This window comes from Fulvivirga sedimenti (assembly GCF_020328055.1).
In genome coordinates, this window is sequence record NZ_JAIXNE010000004.1 from 1,100,904 (window position 1) to 1,121,461 (window position 20,558).

Here is a 20,558-nt window from a genome sequence, read left to right on the forward strand (position 1 = left end):
AGTTAAAATTATACGGCTTTGTCAAAGACTCCTTGGTACCCCAAGGGTATTTTTCGTAAATTCCGATTCTTAAAAAAATGAGTCCGATGAAAAAAATTCGATGGGGAGTCCTGAGTACTGCTAAAATTGCACGTGAAAAATTTATTCCAGCCGTTCAGAAAAGTCAGTTCGGCGATGTGGTCGCCATCGCCAGCCGATCCATGGAAAAAGCTGAGAATACTGCCAGTGAACTCGGCATCGGGCGTGCTTACGGCAGTTATGAGGAACTCCTCGACGATCCGGAAATTGATGCGGTTTACAACCCGCTTCCCAATGACATGCACGTTCCATGGACAATCCGTTCGATGGATCTGGGTAAGCATGTTCTCTGTGAAAAGCCTATAGCGTTAAATGCACGCCAGGCGGAACAGTTATTACAGCACGCAAAAACAAAGCCGGATATCCTTGTAATGGAAGCATTCATGTACCGCTTCCATCCGCAATGGCAGATGGTCAGAAGTCTGGTAGATAGTGGTTCAATCGGCCATATTAACCAGGTAAACAGCCTTTTTACCTACTTCAAGGACGATCCCTCCAATATCCGGACGGATCCTGAAAAAGGTGGAGGCGGGCTCATGGATATCGGTTGCTATTGTGTTTCCATTGCACGCTGGCTTTTCAATCATGAACCTTTGCGGGCATTCGGAAGCCTTAGAAATCACCCCCAATGGCATGTCGATATTCTTGCCAATGCCATTCTTGATTTTGGTGAAGGCAGATTTTCCTCATTTACCTGCGGAACCCAAAGCTTTCCTGATCAGTACGTGGAGATAATCGGAAATCACGGCAGGATTCGCGTCAACCGGCCGGTGAACGTTCCTTCGGATATGAATTGCACCATCGATGTGGAAAATGAAAATGGCACAGAAATCATCGAAGTTGTGGCCTCCGATCACTATACCTTGCAGGCGGACTACTTCTCCCGCTCCATTCTGGACCAAACGGAAGTGCCCACGCCATTGGAAGATGCATATAACAATATGAAAGTTATTGAAGCGATATTCAAAAGTGCAGAATCCCTTCGGATGGAAAATATTCCATCAGGATCTTCGCACTAACCGAAACGCCATATCCCGGCCCTCGCCTTGAAAGATCGCCAGATTAATCCAGGCATTAGCCAGCTGCTCAATGAGAAAAAATTTGTCATTTCCTCCCATGTCATGGACGGCGCCAAAACCAATATCCCGGGCTAGTTGTGAGGCTGCCTTTTTCCCCCGATCACTGCTACCGGCAACAAACATGTCGATGCCTTTGCCCTGGTAAACAGGATCGGCCATGTTTTCAAAGCCGGTAGTATTAAAGCATTTTACGACATCTGTTGCCGTGGTATTTGACAATATCGCATCAGTAGTATTTGAATATCCTTCAGGCCCCCTTCCCATAACTACGTTCATGGTATCGATAATGATCTTTCCTGTTGTATCACCCAGACTCTTTGCGACCTCTATGGCAGAGGTGGCAGGAGTGGCTAAAACCAACAAATCTGCGCCTTCCACAGCCCGGTGTATTTCCAGGGCTTTCAGTCCGGCTGCTTCCAGTGTTTCTTTTCCTTTGTAGCTGTCGGGGTTACGAACCCCAAGGATCACAGTGTGACCGGCGCTGTTGAATGCTTTGGCAAGTGTACCTCCTACATTCCCTGTTCCGATGATGGCTATCTTCATATTCAAAAGTAGATGATACTGTTTACTTAAACTTCAAGAGCCGCCAATAGGTTGGGTCTGCCACCAAATTTCTGGCCATTATATTGATATTGCGAATAAATATTAGTCTGTTTCCTGACGAACATCACTTAAATACCCTTTTATACCTGCTATATTAGCCCTGTGACAAGTAATAAGGTTATACGGTTTTTGCTGGTCTGCATGATCTGCCTGGCAATCATTACCGGAATTGTGCTGCTTGTGGAATATTTTGTAACCTAAAACTATGTAATCATGAAAAAAAACATGGGAAGCGCCGACAGGATCATCCGTTTGCTGATTGCTGGCGTGATCGCCGTTCTGTTCTACGCCAATGTGATTAGCGGAACGCTTGGAATTGTCTTACTCGTACTGGCCGGTGTGTTTGTACTCACCAGTTTCGTAAGTTTTTGTCCGCTCTATGCACCCTTCGGGATTTCAACGTGCAAAGTGAAGGAATGATTTAAGCAGAAGGATTCTCCGAAGTATGGGATTCTGCAAGAATCAGATAATTTATTGCCATGGGATCATATTGCTGCCATACCTGGTACGTATGATCCCATAATTTTTTACCTTCTTCCGGAATATAGATCTTCTCGTCCATTTTCTTCACATTGAACATATGCAGGTATTCATTGGTCTTTCCTGCGTAATCCTCCGAGATACACATATAAACAGCCGGCTGGGCAGCATCTTCAGGAGATTTGAATACAATTGAAAATATGCCACCCAGGATCTTCCGCAGCAACCAGGGTGCCTCCTTGATGATCTTTGAATCAACAGGGCCGGGACACATGACATTCACGATTACATCAATATCTCCCTCGTGATTAAGTCTTCTGGAAAGCTCAGTAGCATACGTATTCAGCACAAGCTTGTAGTAACTATAGTAATTCATGCCTTTGGTTACCCCGTATTTTTCATAGGTCCCGAATTGTTCATGATCGATATAGGATGAACCCTGATGTGAATCTGAGGAGATAAACAGGAGGCGGGGAACCTCGCCTGCAACGGCATTTCCCGCTATGGCCTTATTTCGAACAACTCCTGACGCGAGCAATCTTGAAACAAGTATTACGTTCGACATGTAATTCACCAGGAACATCTCTTCCAGACCGCTTTCGGTTGGCCGGGATTCGGGCAGTGCCACCCCCGCATTCAAAACTAGGATATCGATGTGAATACCGTCCTTTTCAAGTGCATCGGCAAAATCATGAATAGTCCCGATTTTACTGAAATCCACATACCGCATCTCAATCTTATCGGAGCCACTGAGCCTTTTTACTTCTTCACCGGCCTCCGGGATCTGACGCCGGCAGGCCATAATCACGTGGGCACCACGTTTGGCAAATGCAACGGCCATCCCGAAGCCCAGACCGGAATTAGCACCCGTAATCAGTACGGTTTTACCATCAGCCCTGTCGGTTTCTTTGAGGCGATCTGTAAGATCCTGTTTTCTAAAAAAGTCCTTTACCCCGGCTAATGCTGCAATAACGGGGTTATCAAATCTTCCGTGTGCCACTATTCTTCGTGTTCAATTTTTGAATTAATGCCTGACCATGTCGGCTGAAAATCTCCATCAGATTTTCTGATGCGTACAGGTATGCCTGTAAGATGTGCCATACCCGATACCCTGTCAATATTATCCGGACCATCCTTTGCCAGTAAGTTCACATTTACACCCCTGGTCTTATTCGCAACCGACAACCCCCTGGCATGCTGATGTCCCCATCCGTGAGGAACGGCAACTGTCTTCGGCATGAGCGTATCGAGAGCTTTTGCCTGAATTCGTATGGTTGCCGCATCGGTGCTGATATCCACCAGGTCCAGCTCTTCAACCCCCAGTGCATCCATGTCCAGTGGGTTGAAATACGCATAATTCGTATCTCTGCCTTTTGCGATCATACGGGGTATGTTGTGGGTCCATGAATTATGGGTCGTTACTGCCCTTTTTGTAATCAGTTTAAATTCTCCTGCCATCTTTTCTTCCGCCTTAAAATCTGTTTCCAGTTTGCTGGCATAGGAAAGAAGAATCTCAGGGGCGAGCTGAATCTTTCCATCAGGGGTCATTACACGTTTCCTGAGGAATGATCCGGGCTTATGCGGCTCACGCTCGATGCCGTGCTGATGCTTTAAGAGATTTTTAAAGGACTTCTGGCGCGACAGGCGAAGGAGTCCGTTAAGATATGATTCCTGGGGTATCCCCCGAATTTTCTTCCCCTTTACCCGCGAATGAAACGCAGCTGTGAACTCAAAGAACCGCTGTGCCACTGCCGAATCAAAGATTGAAACGCCGGATGCACGTGCGAGATCCAGGTAAATAGACGCTTCATCACGCTGCTCCCCTTCCGGGGGAACAATGGCACGGGTAGCCTGGAGATAGGGTTTCATTTGTAATCCCAGCATGAGTGGAAAAATAAAAGGCAGGTCCGGCCGCTGCAATGGGTCTGTGCAAGGAAGCACATAGTGCGCCTCCGAACTTGTTTCGTTCTGATAGATATCAAGCGTGACAAGTAATTCCAGTTTTCGGAAGGCTTTCCTGAGCCGGCCTGAATTTGCCATGGTGATAAGTGGATTTCCTCCGGTTACAAAAAGCGCCTTCAACTGCCGATCACCCGGCGTGAGAATCTCATCGGCCATGATACCGCCGGGAAATGCATCATTTACAGCAGAGAAATTGCCCACCCGGGAGGTATCATCCCGCATGAGAACCCCATTTTTCACCCCGAATTTTATGAAATCTATGATCCCCTTTCCCACAAGTGTTCCACCCTTCCGGTCCAGGTTGCCGGAAATGGCATTGATAGACTCCTGAATCCAGAACGCCAGGGTTCCGTTACCGCCCATATTCACGCCGGTGGAACAGTAGAGCGCTGCCCCATCCGCGCTGATATAGTCGGCCACCATCCTGCTGAGTACATCTGCTGGAATGCCTGTAACCGCTTCAGTCCGGTTTGCCGGCCAGTTGGTTGCGAGTTCCTTCAGCGAATCAAAACCTTCTGTCCATGAAGACACCTGATCCCTGTCTACGCCTCCCTGCTCTATCAACTCATGGAGAAATGACAGATAAAAGAAGACATCAGTGCCCGGACGAATAAATACGTGACTCCCGGCCACCTGCGCAGATTCGGTTTTGCGGGGATCTACAAAGTACAACTTTGCTCCTCTACGCTCCAGTTGCCGCAGCTTTTCAATCGGATTTGGAACCTGCAGGAAGGACCATTTTGAAATGACCGGATTTGCCCCAACCACAATCAGGCATTCGGTATTCTCAAGATCCGGAAACGGAAGTGTAAACGGGAAACCGTACATGTGTCTTGATACGGCAAATTTGTTGGAGCAGTCCTGCGTTGCCGATGCATACATGCTTTTAGAGCCAATACCGGTCATAAATCCCTGCGCAAATACCGGGTGCAGCACACCAAACCCGGCGGCAGTACCTACATACATTCCAATTGAATCAGGACCGTCATCAGATCGAAGCTTTCTCACTTTCGCCCCAATCTCCGAAATAGCCTGTTCCCACGATATCCGCTCATAATTTCCATCATCCATCCGTTTCAAGGGATATTTGAGACGATCAGGGGACTGGTACATTTCGTGCTGCCGCAATCCTTTTACACATGAAAATCCTTCCGTCGCCACATGGTTCGGATCGGGTGCAACAGAGACAACCTTATCTCCGTCCGTCACAACCTCCAATCCGCATAATGACTCACAAATCCTGCAAAAAGTATGGTGTTTTTTCATTTTCTGTCCGCCCTAAAATTTCGATGACGATTTTTTACCTTCGTAGATAGTCTTATATTTTGTGGCTGAAAATAACCGGAAATTCATTGAAAAAGAAAATTAAAAATCTTTTCGTCCCTTCCATCATCATTATTCCAAGCTTGCTGATCTATATGTTCATACCCATGGACAAAGGTTCATACAACCTTGAGCCGGATACCAGGCTATTAAATGGTAAAGAAGAATATTTAAATAAACCCGGTGGTTTGGCCGATTCATCAAAAACAAATATTCTCTGGCTTATCGTAGATGACCTTAGTATCGCAGATACAGACCTGTATACCGATGGGCCTGTTCATGTGCCCAACCTGATACGCCTGGCAAAACGCGGAGTAAAGTTCACGAATGCCTATGTTTCCTCACCGGTTTGCAGTCCTTCGCGTGCCTCCATCCTCACAGGAAGGTACAATCAGCGTTTTGGTTTTGAACATCAGCTGCACGAGCGTTACCTTTCGAACCGGATTGAATACTATGCCTTCAAATACCTGATTGACAGTTATCCCTGGGAGCCTCAGTACCAGACAGAAGTTCCGGATGAACAGGTCATCGCTGAAATGGGATTGCCTTTATCGGAAATCAGCCTTGCAGAAATAGTAAAAAAACAGGGTTATTCGAGCGCATACATTGGAAAATGGCATGTGGGAAAACTTGAATCGAATTCACCGCTGGCCTTTGGTTTTAATGAATTCTACGGATTCATGGCTTCACACAGTCTTTATGTGCCTGAGGGAACACCGGGTTTCACCGACCAGAAGATCCCGGAGGACTTCACCGATGAATACATCTGGGAGGGGCAGCGGGAAGGCTTGCACGCGATCCGGAAAAATGGCCAGGAGATCAGTGAATCAAGATACCTGACTGATGCCATCACCGACGAAGCAATTGAATTTATCAGCAAAAACAATGACAACCCATTTTATTGTGTAGCTGCCTATAACGCACCGCATACACCGCTACAGGCACCGGATGAGTATGTGAACGAATTTGCAGGTGTCGAAGATCCATACAAGCGGGTACATTATGCGATGATCAAATCACTCGACGACAACATCGGGCGACTGTTGGATTACCTGGATGAAACCGGGCTGGCACAAAATACGCTTGTGATGTTCATCAGTGATAATGGCGGTGCAGAGTATAATCTAACTACCGACAATGGAGATTACCAGGGAGGAAAGATCACCAATTTCGAGGGCGGTGTAAAAGTGCCGATGCTCATGTCCTGGCCGGGCGTTATCCCTGAAAATAGCACCTATGACCAACTTACACATGCAACCGATCTTTTCATGACATCTGCGAATGCTGCAGGCGCTTCACTGTCAGGTGATCGTATTTATGACGGTGCCAACCTTCTGGAGTCGGTATTGAAAGCACAACCCGCGCATGAGTATGTTTTTTTTCAGATGGGTGACAACCGGGCGGTACGTAATGCACGATGGAAACTTACCTGGAATGAGGATAACGGCGATTCGTCACTCTATTTTATCAAAGAGGATCCTTTTGAATTCACAGACCGGTATGCTGAAAAACCTCCTGTAATTGATTCCCTGGTTGCTGCTTTTAAAGAATGGTCGGCATTAAATCGGAGTGCTGCCTGGCCGTCCATGATCTATTATCACTATACCGACGTTAATGGAAAGGAACATTATTTTGATGAATAGCGCCAATCACATGCGCAGATTACTCGTAATATTCGCACTGCTTATTTCTCTCACCAGTTATAGTCAGACTGAAAAACCCCTGCGCGTTGCAGTCGTGGGCCTGGTACATACGCACGTTCACTGGATTCTGGGCCGGGAGGACCGCGGCGACATTGAAATTGTTGGGATTCAGGAAAGTAATACGGATTTGGCCCGTCGTTATTCAGTTCAGCATAATTTTTCAATGGATATTGTGTACAGTGACCTGGATACCATGCTTGAGGAGGTGAAACCGGATGCTGTTTTTGCCTTCAATACGATTTACGATCATCTTCAGGTAGTTGAAAAATGTGCACCGCGTGGCATACATGTAATGGTGGAAAAGCCACTGGCAGTTAGCCTGGACCATGCGAAGCAAATGGAGGCACTGGCTGTGAAGCACAATATTTGGCTGCTAACGAATTATGAAACCACCTGGTATGGTTCGAATCACGCGATATTTGACCTGGCCGTGAAGGAAAATAGACTGGGAGATATTCGCAAAATGGTTATTCATGACGGGCACCAGGGCCCGGAAGAGATTGGTGTGAACAAGGAATTTTTAGAGTGGCTCACAGATCCTCATTGGAATGGTGCCGGTGCGCTCACCGATTTCGGATGTTATGGCGCGAATCTGAGTACGTGGTTCATGCAGGGTGAGCGGCCAATAGAGGTATTCGCGTTTACACAACAGATGAAGCCCGACAAATACCCTAAGGTGGATGATGAAGCAACTATTCTTGTAACATATCCCGGGGCGCAGGTCATTATTCAGGCATCATGGAACTGGCCTTTCAACCGAAAGGATATGGAAGTGTATGGCGCTGTTGGATATGCTATTGCTGATGACGGATCCAATATGCGTATCAGGCTTCCTGGAGACGAGAAATGGCAAATGCATAAAGCTGCACCGTTGAATTCACCGGCGGATGATCCTTTTGCCTATTTCGCAGCAGTGCTGAACGGTGAAATTCAACCAGAACCTTATAATCCCTCATCGCTTGAAAACAATATGATCGTCATGGAAATTCTTCAGGCGGCAATGAATTCGGCACAAAGCGGGAAATCGATAGTTCTGAATAAAGACTAAAATGGAACGTAAGTTAAATTTCTACCGTTTAAAGGATATTAGGTCTAAATGTATAATTTAATACCGGGTATCAGGAAACTATCCTACCTTTGTAGAAACATCATCAAAATTCATTATCATCAAAAATCTCAAATTTTCTACCGAAACCGGTTCGGAGTTCACAAAAACGCTCAACGAACGGGTTAATCATTATTTTAAATCGAACGGTATTCAACGTCAGGGAAATGGCAAAATGGTGTTCAAAACCATTTTTATGCTGTCCATATTTCTGGGTCCGCTGATTGTTCTATGTCTGGGTATTGTGAGCAGTGTTTGGCTCATGTTCGCATTGTATCTGCTGGCCGGTATCGGCATGGCGGGTGTTGGTATGGGTATCATGCATGATGCACTTCATGGCTCCTATTCAAAGAACCGCCGTGTAAATAAAATCATAGGGTATTCCATGAACCTTCTTGGTGCGAATGCGAATGTCTGGAAAGTGCAGCATAATATCCTGCATCATACGTATACGAATATTCAGGAGCATGATGACGACATCAATGCGCCGTTCTTTTTACGCTTCTCTCCTCACGCAAAGCGCTACTGGGTACACCGGTATCAGCATCTTTATGTCTGGTTCTTCTATGGGTTATCAACACTTTCATGGTTTGCCGCAAAAGATTATGTCCGCCTGATCAAATATCACAAAATGGGGTATTTCAAGGGCAAAAATGAGGTGTATAAGGAACTCGCCAAGATCATTGCATGGAAGATTGTTCATATTTCGATCACACTGATCATTCCATTGATTATGATTCCACTTTCGCCGTGGCTGATCGTTCTGGCCTTTTTATCGATGCATTTCCTTACAGGGCTGAGTATCACGATTGTATTTCAGGCAGCACATGTAGTGCCGTCAACGGATTTCCCGTTACCCGATGAAACTGGTCTCATTGCTAATAACTGGACAATCCATCAGCTGGCAACTACCAGTAATTTCGCTCCGAAAAATCGACTCTTAAACTGGTTTATCGGGGGTCTTAATTACCAGGTGGAACACCATTTGATGCCGAACATCAGTCATGTACATTACCCGCAGGTTTCTACCATCGTGGAACGAACCGCGCGGGAATTCGGATTGCCCTATTATTCCAAAAAAACCTTCGTAGGTGCTGTGGCCGACCACGCTTCCTGGCTGAAGCAGTTGGGCAGGCAGTAACAATTAACCTCGGTATCTTCAACACCATAAAATTCAGGATTCTTTTTATCTTGAAGAAAATACGTATGCCCCCAATGAAAAAGATTGCGACTATCATGCTAATGGCCGGCTTATCTGTGAACCTGCTGGCACAGGAAAACGATTCCAATTTCCCGGATGTACCGGGCTATGAAACACTGAAGGTTGATCTGCATATGCATACCGTTTTTTCAGATGGCAGCGTATGGCCGGATATCCGGGTGTATGAAGCGGTTCGTGAGGGGTTGGACCTGATCGCCATGACAGAACATCTCGAATATCAGCCACATGAAGATGATATTCCGCATCCCGATCGCAACCGTTCTTACGAAATTGCTTCAAAAATCGCGGCAAAAGAAAACCTGATCGTTGTTCCGGGATCTGAAATCACCCGATCGATGCCTCCCGGGCACAGCAATGCCATTTTCATTCAGGATGCCAATAAATTGCTGAAAGACGATGTACTGGAAGTCTTCCGTGAGGCCAACCGGCAAGGCGCCTTTACGTTCTGGAACCATCCCATGTGGGCCTACCATTATAAAGACGGGGTCGCGAAACTCACTGATCTTCACAGAACGCTGATTTCAGAAGGTCTGCTGCATGGAATTGAAGTGGTTAATGAACACATGTTTTCCGATGAGGCGCTGCAGATTGCACTGGATAATAATCTTACCATATTAGGGACGTCGGATATCCACGGTCTTGTCGACTGGGAATTTGACATACCGGAAGGCGGTCATCGTCCGCTTACCCTGTTATTTACAAAGGACCGGTCGGAATCTGAAATAAAAGCAGCCCTGAAAGCAGGCAGAACCGCCGTTTGGTTTAATGATCTGCTGGTAGGCAAGGAGGAGAATATTCTGCCTCTTCTTAACGCCTCCCTCGAGACCGGTAAACTTCAATATAATGAACAGGTTGCAAGAGTACAGATCAATAATAAAACCGGGGTAACTTTTATTCTGGAGAACCTCTCTGAATATACATTTCATTCACATTCGGATGTAATTGAGATTCATCCTGGTGAAAATTTAATCGATGTAAAAACGATTGACTTCAAGGACCAATTCGAGCTCAGATTTCGGGTCCTAAACGCGGTTACTGCCCCAAAGACCCATCCGGAGATTATTCTGAAAGTTGAGTATTAGGTTTCTAAAAAATTATCAGCGTTAGTAAAATAAACAAAACAAAAACGGCAGGAAACAGTATTCGCGAAGTACGGTCGATTAGCGCTGAAAGCTCTTTCTTTCCCCTGTCCTCATGATAGCTGGTAATGAGCGTTTCCAGGAAAGCCATGAACACAAAAATATCAGTACCGATAACATATTTATCGAGCGAAGTAAGATAAGGCAGTTCAGGTAACGTTTGTGCCACTGAAAACTGGAATACAATTAAGGTAAGAATGGCCGTAACTGAAACAGTGAGTTGTGCAGAAATATTTTTCGGGTCGATCCAGAAAACCGACCACGACATCAATACCACCAGCACCATCGGAAAAACCACTTTCCAGATATAAAACTCTGAAATTCGGACAAGCGAATAGCTGAATACGATTGACTGAAATGGTATGCCATATTCAACATCTGAATAGGTTCTCATCCCGTTGTACATGACCTTCCAATTCGGTATGCTGAGACTATCCGGTTTGAAGATGCCCTGGTAACGATCATCCGGGATTAGCCTCACATCCTGCTCAACACTGGTATCAAAAATACTAATACCGAGCGTCTGCCGGTCAAATGGGAATTTTCGAAAATTAAATTTCGTATTTAAGATACCTGTGAGCCGATGCCGGGAATTTACCTCGCCATTCGGAAGGACCGTTACCGATCGCTCACGGAATGATCTGTAGTCAATCACATTCCGGATCTGAATTTGCGGAGGGTTTACCGAATCATATGGCAGAATGATGGGAGCTGTTTGTCCGGGTCTAACCAGTGAGGTATCCGTCCAGCTCAAAGTAAACACAAATTCTCCGCTCACAGTACCTTTAACATTATCTATATTGAAGAGGTCCAGCAACACAAATCCAACCTTCACTTCCTCCTTTTGCCCGGGTGTACCGGGATTTTGTGCCAGGCAGATACCTGAAAAACATAGCAGGAGCAAGATAAGGGGCAAGACTATAGTCTTTATATCACTCAAGGTCTTCCAGTTTACTTTCTGTTAGTGCCTTATCCAGCATCGACCGGTCACCGGTCATCTCCCAATAGATTAATGAAACAGGGATCACACCTTTAGAATTAAATTCATCAAAAAATTCCCGGAGTGAATACTGGCCTTCACGCTGCCGCGCATATTCGGCAAGTAATTTTTCTATTTCGATCTTTCCGATCACGTAGCTCGTTCCGTAGGCGGGCTGGGTCAGGTAAAAATGCTCCTCCACCTGAATTGTTCCCCCGTCTGCAGGCAATAATCCCCAGGGCGTGTATTTTGATGCGATTTGTGTTGCGCCATCAAAATCAGTTAATAAACCATGCTGATGCAACGCTCCCAATGCCCGTGCCGCACGCTGGGCAAGCATTACCCACACTAATTCACGTCCGCGCGGCCGGCCTTCATACAATCCCGCATGCATGAACATTTCCTCCGCGCCAGTGGCCATTCCTTCGGCCCTGCCATCGAAAATATTAAACTGCAATGGTGTACTTCGAATAATGCTCGGATGTGGTTCATCCCTCATTCGTGCCAGGTCGAGCCAGTGATAATGGTGTGCCCGCATGGTCATCGGATCGCGGTAAATCACTTCGTCAAAAAAACCGCGAAGGCCGTCTGATTCCACGAATGTTCCTGCTCTTTCACGTAATGCCGGATCCATATTGGGCACAATAGTCAGGATCTCTTCCTTTTCAAAGAAGCTCATCATATCATCAATTGCCTCCTTCACAGCCTTATCGTATGCTTCCGGGGAATCGATCTTTTCCCACCCCGGCAGATTGCGGTTTCGGTTTTCCTCCAACCTGAGCGAGGAATGCGCCCGGGACAGCTCCCGCTCAATGAGTGTGAGCTCTTCCTCCCATGTGTAGGGCAACAGGTGAACCTTCTTCAAATTCCATGAATAATTGGCCTTACCCACGCCGGACTGGCCTGTCTTCTGTGAACTTTGGGATGCAATCCAATCAGCAAAATCCTCCGAAGCATCACGAACTTCCAGTGCTGCGGCAGCGAGATCCGGATGTTCAGACTGCATCAAAGCTGAGAACTGTTCAAGATCGGCACTTTGATCCCGGAAGCTCCTTTCACTCAATACCCATAAATCACGGGCGTTACCTGTCAGATTTTTCCTGGCCTGCTCCCAGAGAGCCGGTGCCTTACGCAATTGATGGCTGATTTTATCCGCATCTTCAGCTGATAAGGGTTTGGGGTAATAGTCATATTCCACTGCACCCCACGCATTGGAGGCCTCTCGCTCTGGTACGTCGGTCGGATAGGAAAAGAACCAGACATAGAAGGACGGGTCCCTTTTCCAGGGTTTTTTCACCCGATGGGCGAATTCAAGTCCGTTCATCTCTGCCCAAACCAGGAACCAATCCACCTGGTGTGCCACTGGCCAGCCCGCCGTATCAATCGCGTCCAGCCGATTTTTCCAATCGGATAGTTCATCATACTGTTGTGCCATCGCCTCATCACTGTAATCCGGAATGCCATTCACCTCATCGGGCCTGAGAAATTCACGCCATTCCAGAAAGAAAGCCTGGAGCTCCTGATAGGTGGCAGGGACATTTTTAATTTCTTCCGGCACGGCAACAGAATCTTGCTCTTGCTGAGTACAGGCGCTGATCAAAAGGATGATCAGGAAAATCGGAGTAATTCTTTTCAGGTTCATATTTCCACAATATGCAAAAAAGTATCAAAATATGGTCAGTTTAAACATTTGTATGCGACTACTGTTTCTTATAGCTGGAAAAGACCCTGTTGAATTCTGAACAGAATTGATTAAAAAATATTGAATTTAAGAAGGTCAAAACCAAGGATGTTCTAAATTTGGCACTTCAACTCAACATGCTATGAATAAACTATTTACGACTATTATTTTTCTATTGGCTGGCTTGTATTCATACGGACAAACGATCGATGAATTAAAAGCGATTAAAAAAACAAAGGAAGATTCCATCAGTGCGATCCAGGGACGGGTTGATGCGCTGCAGAAGCAGATTGACGCATTCCCGGGATGGAAAACAGGTGCTTTCGGAACCATTGGGGCAAGTTTTTCAGAATTCAATAACTGGTATGCCCAGGGAATACCGAATAACGCATCGGGAAAGATAGGCATTACCATCAACCCTTATGCGCGACTGGACCGTGATAAATACTTCTGGTACAATGCGGGTCAGATCAACCTTGGCTGGGTAAAACTGGATGACAAAGATGATCCGGATGACGAGGCGGGATTCCGGGCAACTACAGATGTATTCAACATTCAGTCACTCTTCGGCTATAACCTTTCTAAAAAGATAGCGGCATCATTCCTGATGGAATACCGGACTACACTGATCAACAACTTTAACGATCCCGGATATCTCGATGTGGGGGTTGGTATTACCTGGAAGCCTGTGGCTGATCTTGTAGTGGTTATTCACCCGCTCAACTATAATTTCGTTTTCAGCAGTACTGATGATGTATTTGAATCATCTGCCGGTACCAAGATCGTGGCCAACTATGGCAGAAAATTCGGGAACTTCTCATTGAAGTCGAACCTCTCATCTTTTATCAGCTACAAGAGCAGTAACCTTTCCAACTGGACGTGGACCAATGCTTTTTCCTATAAAGTATGGAAGAATATCGGGATGGGTCTTGAATTCGGCCTGCGTGATAACAAGCAGGAAGCACTCAATTATGCGCGTGAAACTCTGGAGCTTCCGGATGCGACATTCGACAATATTGACAACAAACTTCAGACCTACTGGCTGTTTGGAATCACCTATGATTTCTAACAGTTTGCAGGATAGATATCAGGAAAAAAGGACCGGCTTGTTTAGCCGGTCCTTTTTTCATTATGCCATAGATAAAAAATATTAGTATTTTCAACGGACAACCTGAAAGCCATGGATATTTTTCTGATCAGCACAATCCTGATAGTACTTGCCGCGATTTTCGGCTATGTAAATGAGCGCTTCCTTAAGCTCCCCACGACCATCGGGTTGATGCTCATTACCATTGTGTTCACACTGATCGTACTCGGGATTGCCCAATTTGATGATACCATCCTGGAGGCGGAAAAAGAAATAATTTCCAATATCGATTTCGAGGAACTGCTGCTGGACAGCATGCTGAGCTTTCTCCTTTTTGCGGGTGCCCTTCATACCAATTTCGAACAGCTTCGTATTCAGCGCGGCCCTATACTGGCATTCTCGACGCTTGGGGTTTTACTGTCGACCTTCCTCGTTGGAATTGTTACCTACCTTCTCCTGATGCTGTTGGGCATGGATGTGGCATTTATCTATTGCCTGCTTTTCGGTGCACTTATCTCCCCGACTGATCCCATTGCCGTATTGGGAATTCTCAAGCAGGCCGATGCGCCAAAAAAACTCGAAACCAAAATTGTAGGTGAATCCCTCTTTAATGACGGCGTGGGAGTCGTTGTTTTCATAACGATTTATCACATTGCCTCCTCCCCCGGCCAGGCGATTGATCCGGTGATGATCGCCGAATTATTCGGACTCGAAGTGCTGGGAGGCATTGTACTGGGATTAATCCTTGGTTTTTTAACCTATCGTATGCTACGGTCTATCGATGATTATGACACCGAAGTCATCATAACCCTGGCTGCCGTGATGGGCGGAACCGTGGTGGCACAACGATTTCATCTCTCTGCACCGCTTGCCATGGTGACTGCCGGACTTATCGTGGGAAATGATACGATGCGGGCTTCGTCGATGTCCAAAATTACCGAGACCTATGTCGACAAGTTCTGGGAATTGCTGGATATTCTCCTGAACACGATCCTGTTCGTTTTGATCGGCATGGAAATTCTTGTGTTGACGATTGAAATGAATTACCTGGTGGCCGGCCTGATTGCCATTCCGCTTGTGTTGCTGTGCCGCTACCTATCCTTATTACCGCCCATTTCTTTTTTTCAGAAACGCCTTGAATTCGTACCTGGTACCAGCCTGGTCATGACCTGGGGCGGACTCAGGGGAGGAATATCCATAGCCCTGGCACTAAGCCTGTCCCAGGAAATGAACCGGGAGCTGTTTCTGGTGATGACCTACGTGATTGTTGTATTCAGTATTCTGGTCCAGGGGCTGACCGTTGGAAATCTGGTGCGACGGGTTTCAGTAAAGACCGAAAAGGCTGACCTTCAGGAAGATCAGTAAGCACCCAAATCTCTTGATTTTATGCTTGGATTAAAGTCTAATTCGGGCCAACTTACAGATATCGGTAAGTGATCAAATCTGTGGATTATTTTCAAAAAAAGAATACAAAATTCATGATCCCCGGAACAAGAGGATTCAGGTTCATCGCCTTTTTATTCGCTCTAAGTCTTGTTAGCAGCCTTGCTTTCTCACAGAGCTATATCAATGAAGAACAGGATTCGCTCTCGCCCAAACTATATATGTCGATGGGATATTATTTCCCAAAAATGACAACACGTGTACGCTTTGATTCGGATTTTGGACTTGGTACAGAGATTAATTTCGAGGATGATCTGAAACTGGACCAGAACCTGAATGTATTTCGGATCGACGGACTTCTTTTGTTGAGTAAGAGATCGCAGATGAACCTTACCTTTACGCGCATGGCCAGGTCAAATTCCCTGACACTGGAAAAGGATATTGAATTCAACGATACCATCTTTTATGCCGGAGCGTCTGCAAATATCAAATTCGATGTCAACTATTTCGGGGCCACCTGGCGGTACTCCTTCTTCAGCGAAAGAAACTGGAATGCGGGATTATCATTCGGTCTTCGTGCTGTACGTTTTAATATGGGGATGTCGGCGAGCCTGAATAACCGGAGTTATGCCGAAAGCGAAAAATTTATCGCCCCGGCTATACTACTGGGTGTTCATGGGGCCGGATATATGAGACCCCGACTGCTGGCCCGGTATTCACTGGAATATTTTTACGTCGACGTTAGCGATATTAAGATCAATGTTCTTGAGACCAATGTTTCGCTTCAGTATTTCATTTTTAAGCAAGTTGGTTTGGGGGTTGCCTATTCAAGTAATACGTATCAGATCAGAAATTTACCACTTAGTGACAAGTTTACAGGAAGAGTAATATTTGGGTTTGGAGGATTTAACCTGTTCCTGACTGCCCGGCTTGCACAGGGCAGAAAATAATTAAATCTAACCCTCCGACGAAGATTGAATACGTGAACTTCAGTCTTTTACTGCAGAACCCCACCAGTCATTATTCGGATCAAAGTCCTCTGAGAGGAATTGAAGCCTTTGCTGTTCCAACCTGGGTAACACTTCGTTCTTTACTCTTTCCAGGTGTTCTTGCTCCAACTCCGGGGAATACCCGGGATCCGGAACAGGCCTTTTAGCATTCACCTGCCGAAGGAAATTAAATAGTTCATCGAGTAGCCGCTCAACGATTTGCGGATTATCAGCGGAAACATCTGACTGTTCCCCCGGATCTTTCTCTAAATCAAACAATTCGGTTCGCCCGTCTTCGTAATAGTAAATCAACTTCCAGTCACCCCTCCGAATGATCGACGAAGGCTCTCCTCCCTGATTTCCGTAATGCGGATAATGCCAAATCAGCAGTCGTGTTTCAATCGAATCCCCTTTTAATACATTCACCAGGCTTACTCCATCAGAATGTTCCGAAGTTCGCAAGGGCAGACCTGCCAGTTCGAGCAGGGTCGGATAAAAATCAGTTCCGGTCACAGGTATATCAGAAGTTCGTCCGCCCGTATTCATCCAGGGTACCTTAATGAAATAAGGCTCCCTGATTCCGCCTTCATACTGATACCCCTTTCCCGCACGCAAGGGCAAATTAGAGGTGGAATAGGCGTCTCCGGCGGCTACACCCCCATTATCCGAAGTGAATACTACAATGGTATTCTCATCAAGATTCATTTCCCGCAAGGCTGCGAGTACTTCCCCGATGGCATCATCCATTTGTTCAACCAACCCGGCATAAACCGGATTATCCTGTACCTGGCGAATGGGTAAAAATTTTCCCATTTCATATCCGTGATCAGCAATACCATTATGCACTGCCAGGTCACGGTATTTTTTCCATTTTTCCTTAGTGGTCTGAATGGGTCCGTGAACAGCATAAAAGGACAGAAAAGCAAAGAAGGGTTTATCACTCTCACTTTGCTGGTGGGACTGTATAAAATTAACAGTTTCACGAGCGAGGCGCATTGAAAGGTTTTCTCCGGCAGGGCCGTCGGCTAGATTCGGATTTTCATATGGTGAAAAATAGCCGCCCCGCGGACTGCCGGCGTCCCAGCCGCCGATATTGTGATCAAATCCATGATCGGTGGGCCAGGAACCCTTGCTTCCCAGGTGCCACTTCCCGGCAAAGAATGTCGAATACCCTCCTTCCCTTAATGCCTCCGGGAGGGTGATGTAGGCAGTATCCAGCTGATGCTTGTAATCAGGCGGCAAAAGTTTGTTATACCGGTTCATTCGTCGCCAGTCCTCCCCGAACGGTGCGCCGATCCAGTCGGTAATCCCATGGCGGGCAGGAAATTTTCCCGACATGATACTGGCGCGGGACGGACTGCAGACCTGGCATGCCGCATAGCCGTTGGTGAAAATCATGGATTCCGATGCCAGCTGATCCAAATTGGGTGTTTGATAAAAACTGCTTCCTGTATATCCTAAATCGTGATTTCCAAAGTCATCTGCAAGAATGAAAATGATGTTGGGTGCATTTCCCGATTGTTCCGAACATCCCGCTGCCGTAAGGAATACTATCAGGAGACAGATCAGATCAAAACTTCGAAAATTTTTCATAGATCAGATTTAATTCAAGATACATATTTATTCAAAAAAGACCTGTCCGAAGAATACTTCGGAAAGAACAAGCAGAATGATAATTTTAAAATGTATGATCACATAAGTATAATTTATATTTTGGAGTCGTGGTCGAAACCCGCATATCAGCATGAACGCCAATATATCCACTGCCAGAATTGAATCCATCGATGTCGTACGCGGACTTGATATGCTTGGGATCATACTCCTGGACCAGTTTTTCTGGGCGCTCTACAGCGGCGTCGACACGCCATTTACGCAATTTATGGCGCATCAGTTTGATCACCCAGACTGGACCGGCAATACCATATACGACATCATTATGCCCCTTTTCCTTTTTACTGTGGGCGCCGTTATTCCGTTTTCCCTATCCAAAAGAATCCGGGAAACAAATTCAAACAGGGATATCTATTTAAAAATAGGCCGGAGGTTTTTAATCCTGTTTGTACTGGGCTGGATTGTACAGGGAAATTTGCTCGAGCTGGATATTGACAGGTTTTATATTTTCAGCAATACGCTGCAGGCGATTGCCGTGGGATATGTCGTGAGCTGTCTTTGCTACATGCACCTCAGCAAAAAAGGGCAGTATGCGGTTTTTACATTCTGCCTGGTCGCCTTTACCCTGATACTGCTCACCATCAGTGTTCCGGGTAGTGAAGCCGGACTGCTGCTGCCGGATGAAAATATCGCGTTGTATTTCGACAGGCTTGTATTCGACCGGTTTGAGGATCAGACACAGTACACCTGGCTGCTCAGCAGTTTCGGGTTTGTCGCCACCACCCTCTCAGGCATGTTTGCGGGCGAGTGGATCAAGTCGGGCATGAGTCAGCCAAAGGTTCTGAGAAATTTATTGCTCGCCGGCGTAATCGGACTGGCGGCCGGTTTACTGATGGGTATCTGGCACCCGATCATCAAGAAGCTTTGGACTTCCTCTTTCGTGCTGGCTTCATCGGGCGTTTGTTACCTGATCCTGGCGTTTTTCTACTGGCTTATCGATATGAAAGGGATCCGGCGATGGGCATTCCCTTTGAAGGTGATCGGGATGAATGCTATCACCGCCTATGTATTGTCGCACGTGATACGTTTTTCAACGATTGCCGGGTTTATCCTCTTCGGTACCGAACAATATACAGGCCCATATTATGGTGCCCTGGAGGTATTCGGGGGGTTCCTGATCCTCTACCTGATCCTTTGGTATATGTACCGGAACAAGACGTTTGTGAAGGTGTAGGGTGTGGTTATTGTTGGAAGGGAATAGTGATGATCTTATTTGATTTAACCTTGGTTTGATTTTGCCATGCAGGATGAAATTTGAGTTGTTTAGCGATAATCATAGCGATTGAATCTGCTGCGGGGCACAATGATCTGACGATTTTAGGCTGGCGTACATTTCCGGAGGTATCAATTTCCATCTGCACATATACTTTTCCAGGGTGGCAATTATTCTCTTTTTCAACAATTTTTCGGATCGCTTGAGTAACTGACAAAAGACTGTCATATGAACCATACATCACTGCACTTATCTCCGGCTCATCCAGTGTCTGTGCAGAACAGCTGATTGAGATAACACAGAAACACACGGAAAGATATTTTATGATGGTCATGGTATAAATTAGTTTAAATTGATAAAACTAAATAAGGTGCCTCTTCATAAATGCCCTTCCGCTTCCCGATTTTAAATATTTCTCAAATTGAATCGCCAAAAATTGGTTTTCAAAAGAGCAATAGTAAATCATTCGTACCGGTCTGCGTGATTGCGTATATTCCACCTCTCCGTTATTATGTTTCTTGATTCTTCTGTATAAATCATTCGTTCGCCCAACATAATAAATACCGTCGTAACACTTCAGTATATAAACATGAAAAAAGCCAGTCATTTGGTAAAGTAAAACCTTCATTCGGACATGAAAAAGCCCGCCTTCGCTTCTATCGAAGCATATGAAAGGAGCATTAACAGTGGAGTCCCTCCGCCGCCTTCGTTCATCATAGCTTTAGCGACAATGAAAGCCCGCCTGCTGATAAAAGCAGAATGTTATGGTAGGTAGAAATGAAAATGCCCGCCTTCGCTTCTATCAAGCATATGAAAGGAACATTAACAGTGGAGTCCCTCCACCGCCTTCGTTCATCATAG

18 protein-coding genes are annotated in these 20,558 nt (G+C 46.0%); 10 read left to right on the forward strand and 8 right to left on the reverse strand.

What is annotated here, in order from left to right; translation table 11 throughout:
* Window positions 1-86 precede the first annotated feature (86 nt).
* A complete protein-coding gene (locus tag LDX50_RS22885; RefSeq protein ID WP_225698536.1) occupies window positions 87-1,097 on the forward strand; it encodes a Gfo/Idh/MocA family protein in 1,011 nt (336 codons plus the stop codon).
* Here LDX50_RS22885 and LDX50_RS22890 read toward each other — a convergent pair.
* Complete coding sequence (locus LDX50_RS22890) at window positions 1,080-1,706, reverse strand: NADPH-dependent F420 reductase (protein ID WP_338030004.1); 627 nt, start codon at window positions 1,704-1,706, stop codon at window positions 1,080-1,082. The two genes, LDX50_RS22885 and LDX50_RS22890, sit on opposite strands and share 18 nt — an antisense overlap.
* Window positions 1,707-1,973: 267 nt before the next feature.
* On the opposite strand from LDX50_RS22890, the gene LDX50_RS22895 reads away from it, so the two are divergent.
* Entirely contained in the window at window positions 1,974-2,180 is a 207-nt protein-coding gene (locus tag LDX50_RS22895) for a YgaP family membrane protein (protein WP_225698538.1), read from the forward strand.
* A 1-nt stretch (window position 2,181) separates the two neighbouring features.
* Here the strand turns inward: LDX50_RS22895 and LDX50_RS22900 are convergent, their stop codons facing one another.
* Window positions 2,182-3,240, reverse strand: a complete 1,059-nt coding sequence (locus LDX50_RS22900; RefSeq protein ID WP_225698539.1) for an SDR family NAD(P)-dependent oxidoreductase — start codon at window positions 3,238-3,240, stop codon at window positions 2,182-2,184.
* Window positions 3,240-5,468, reverse strand: a complete 2,229-nt coding sequence (locus LDX50_RS22905) for a molybdopterin-containing oxidoreductase family protein (RefSeq protein WP_225698540.1) — start codon at window positions 5,466-5,468, stop codon at window positions 3,240-3,242. The genes LDX50_RS22900 and LDX50_RS22905 overlap by 1 nt, the downstream gene beginning before the upstream one ends.
* A gap of 86 nt (window positions 5,469-5,554) precedes the next feature.
* Between LDX50_RS22905 and LDX50_RS22910 the strand changes: the two genes are divergently transcribed.
* From LDX50_RS22910 to LDX50_RS22925, 4 genes are all read left to right on the forward strand, one after another.
* Complete coding sequence (locus LDX50_RS22910) at window positions 5,555-7,168, forward strand: sulfatase family protein (RefSeq protein WP_225698541.1); 1,614 nt, start codon at window positions 5,555-5,557, stop codon at window positions 7,166-7,168.
* A 10-nt stretch (window positions 7,169-7,178) separates the two neighbouring features.
* The gene (locus LDX50_RS22915) at window positions 7,179-8,276 is read left to right on the forward strand and encodes a Gfo/Idh/MocA family protein (protein WP_225698542.1); all 1,098 of its coding nucleotides are present in this window, start codon (window positions 7,179-7,181) and stop codon (window positions 8,274-8,276) included.
* A gap of 253 nt (window positions 8,277-8,529) precedes the next feature.
* The gene (locus LDX50_RS22920; RefSeq protein ID WP_225698543.1) at window positions 8,530-9,474 is read left to right on the forward strand and encodes a fatty acid desaturase family protein; all 945 of its coding nucleotides are present in this window, start codon (window positions 8,530-8,532) and stop codon (window positions 9,472-9,474) included.
* Window positions 9,475-9,548: 74 nt separating this feature from the next.
* Window positions 9,549-10,637 (forward strand): Sb-PDE family phosphodiesterase, encoded by a 1,089-nt coding sequence (locus LDX50_RS22925; RefSeq protein ID WP_225698544.1) that lies wholly within the window; start codon window positions 9,549-9,551, stop codon window positions 10,635-10,637.
* 4 nt (window positions 10,638-10,641) lie between these two features.
* Here LDX50_RS22925 and LDX50_RS22930 read toward each other — a convergent pair whose 3' ends face one another.
* Window positions 10,642-11,634: a ligand-gated ion channel gene (locus LDX50_RS22930; RefSeq protein WP_225698545.1), complete on the reverse strand. Its 993-nt coding sequence runs from the start codon at window positions 11,632-11,634 to the stop codon at window positions 10,642-10,644.
* Entirely contained in the window at window positions 11,627-13,315 is a 1,689-nt protein-coding gene (locus tag LDX50_RS22935) for a DUF885 family protein (protein ID WP_225698546.1), read from the reverse strand. The genes LDX50_RS22930 and LDX50_RS22935 overlap by 8 nt, the downstream gene beginning before the upstream one ends.
* Before the next feature lie 181 nt (window positions 13,316-13,496).
* On the opposite strand from LDX50_RS22935, the gene LDX50_RS22940 reads away from it, so the two are divergent.
* The 3 genes from LDX50_RS22940 to LDX50_RS22950 all read left to right on the forward strand — a co-directional run bounded on the left by LDX50_RS22940 (window position 13,497) and on the right by LDX50_RS22950 (window position 16,774).
* Entirely contained in the window at window positions 13,497-14,423 is a 927-nt protein-coding gene (locus tag LDX50_RS22940; protein ID WP_225698547.1) for a DUF3078 domain-containing protein, read from the forward strand.
* A 111-nt stretch (window positions 14,424-14,534) separates the two neighbouring features.
* On the forward strand, window positions 14,535-15,806 hold the full coding sequence (locus LDX50_RS22945) for a cation:proton antiporter (RefSeq protein WP_225698548.1): 1,272 nt from the start codon (window positions 14,535-14,537) through the stop codon (window positions 15,804-15,806).
* 113 nt (window positions 15,807-15,919) lie between these two features.
* Window positions 15,920-16,774, forward strand: a complete 855-nt coding sequence (locus LDX50_RS22950) for a hypothetical protein (RefSeq protein WP_225698549.1) — start codon at window positions 15,920-15,922, stop codon at window positions 16,772-16,774.
* A 39-nt stretch (window positions 16,775-16,813) separates the two neighbouring features.
* Here LDX50_RS22950 and LDX50_RS22955 read toward each other — a convergent pair whose 3' ends face one another.
* The gene (locus LDX50_RS22955) at window positions 16,814-18,406 is read right to left on the reverse strand and encodes a sulfatase (RefSeq protein ID WP_225698550.1); all 1,593 of its coding nucleotides are present in this window, start codon (window positions 18,404-18,406) and stop codon (window positions 16,814-16,816) included.
* 151 nt (window positions 18,407-18,557) lie between these two features.
* Here LDX50_RS22955 and LDX50_RS22960 point away from each other — a divergent pair, with 151 nt between their 5' ends.
* Window positions 18,558-19,658: an acyltransferase family protein gene (locus tag LDX50_RS22960; protein WP_225698551.1), complete on the forward strand. Its 1,101-nt coding sequence runs from the start codon at window positions 18,558-18,560 to the stop codon at window positions 19,656-19,658.
* Window positions 19,659-19,665: 7 nt separating this feature from the next.
* Here the strand turns inward: LDX50_RS22960 and LDX50_RS22965 are convergent, their stop codons facing one another.
* Together LDX50_RS22965 and LDX50_RS31110 are read right to left on the reverse strand one after the other, a co-directional pair.
* Complete coding sequence (locus LDX50_RS22965) at window positions 19,666-20,031, reverse strand: energy transducer TonB (RefSeq protein WP_225698552.1); 366 nt, start codon at window positions 20,029-20,031, stop codon at window positions 19,666-19,668.
* Window positions 20,032-20,058: 27 nt separating this feature from the next.
* Window positions 20,059-20,325, reverse strand: a complete 267-nt coding sequence (locus LDX50_RS31110) for a GIY-YIG nuclease family protein (RefSeq protein WP_420828563.1) — start codon at window positions 20,323-20,325, stop codon at window positions 20,059-20,061.
* Between the last annotated feature and the right edge of the window lie 233 nt (window positions 20,326-20,558).

Excerpts from the sequence above, each read along its gene's own strand:
- LDX50_RS22885 (WP_225698536.1), top strand. The coding sequence starts at position 87 with ATGAAAAAAATTCGATGGGGAGTCCTGAGTACTGCTAAAATTGCACGT.
- LDX50_RS22895 (WP_225698538.1), top strand. The coding sequence starts at position 1,974 with ATGAAAAAAAACATGGGAAGCGCCGACAGGATCATCCGTTTGCTGATT.
- LDX50_RS22905 (WP_225698540.1), bottom strand. The coding sequence starts at position 5,468 with ATGAAAAAACACCATACTTTTTGCAGGATTTGTGAGTCATTATGCGGA.
- LDX50_RS22915 (WP_225698542.1), top strand. The coding sequence starts at position 7,179 with ATGCGCAGATTACTCGTAATATTCGCACTGCTTATTTCTCTCACCAGT.
- LDX50_RS22920 (WP_225698543.1), top strand. The coding sequence starts at position 8,530 with ATGCTGTCCATATTTCTGGGTCCGCTGATTGTTCTATGTCTGGGTATT.
- LDX50_RS22925 (WP_225698544.1), top strand. The coding sequence starts at position 9,549 with ATGAAAAAGATTGCGACTATCATGCTAATGGCCGGCTTATCTGTGAAC.
- LDX50_RS22935 (WP_225698546.1), bottom strand. The coding sequence starts at position 13,315 with ATGAACCTGAAAAGAATTACTCCGATTTTCCTGATCATCCTTTTGATC.
- LDX50_RS22940 (WP_225698547.1), top strand. The coding sequence starts at position 13,497 with ATGAATAAACTATTTACGACTATTATTTTTCTATTGGCTGGCTTGTAT.
- LDX50_RS22945 (WP_225698548.1), top strand. The coding sequence starts at position 14,535 with ATGGATATTTTTCTGATCAGCACAATCCTGATAGTACTTGCCGCGATT.
- LDX50_RS22950 (WP_225698549.1), top strand. The coding sequence starts at position 15,920 with ATGATCCCCGGAACAAGAGGATTCAGGTTCATCGCCTTTTTATTCGCT.
- LDX50_RS22955 (WP_225698550.1), bottom strand. The coding sequence starts at position 18,406 with ATGAAAAATTTTCGAAGTTTTGATCTGATCTGTCTCCTGATAGTATTC.
- LDX50_RS22960 (WP_225698551.1), top strand. The coding sequence starts at position 18,558 with ATGAACGCCAATATATCCACTGCCAGAATTGAATCCATCGATGTCGTA.
- LDX50_RS22965 (WP_225698552.1), bottom strand. The coding sequence starts at position 20,031 with ATGACCATCATAAAATATCTTTCCGTGTGTTTCTGTGTTATCTCAATC.
- LDX50_RS31110 (WP_420828563.1), bottom strand. The coding sequence starts at position 20,325 with ATGAAGGTTTTACTTTACCAAATGACTGGCTTTTTTCATGTTTATATA.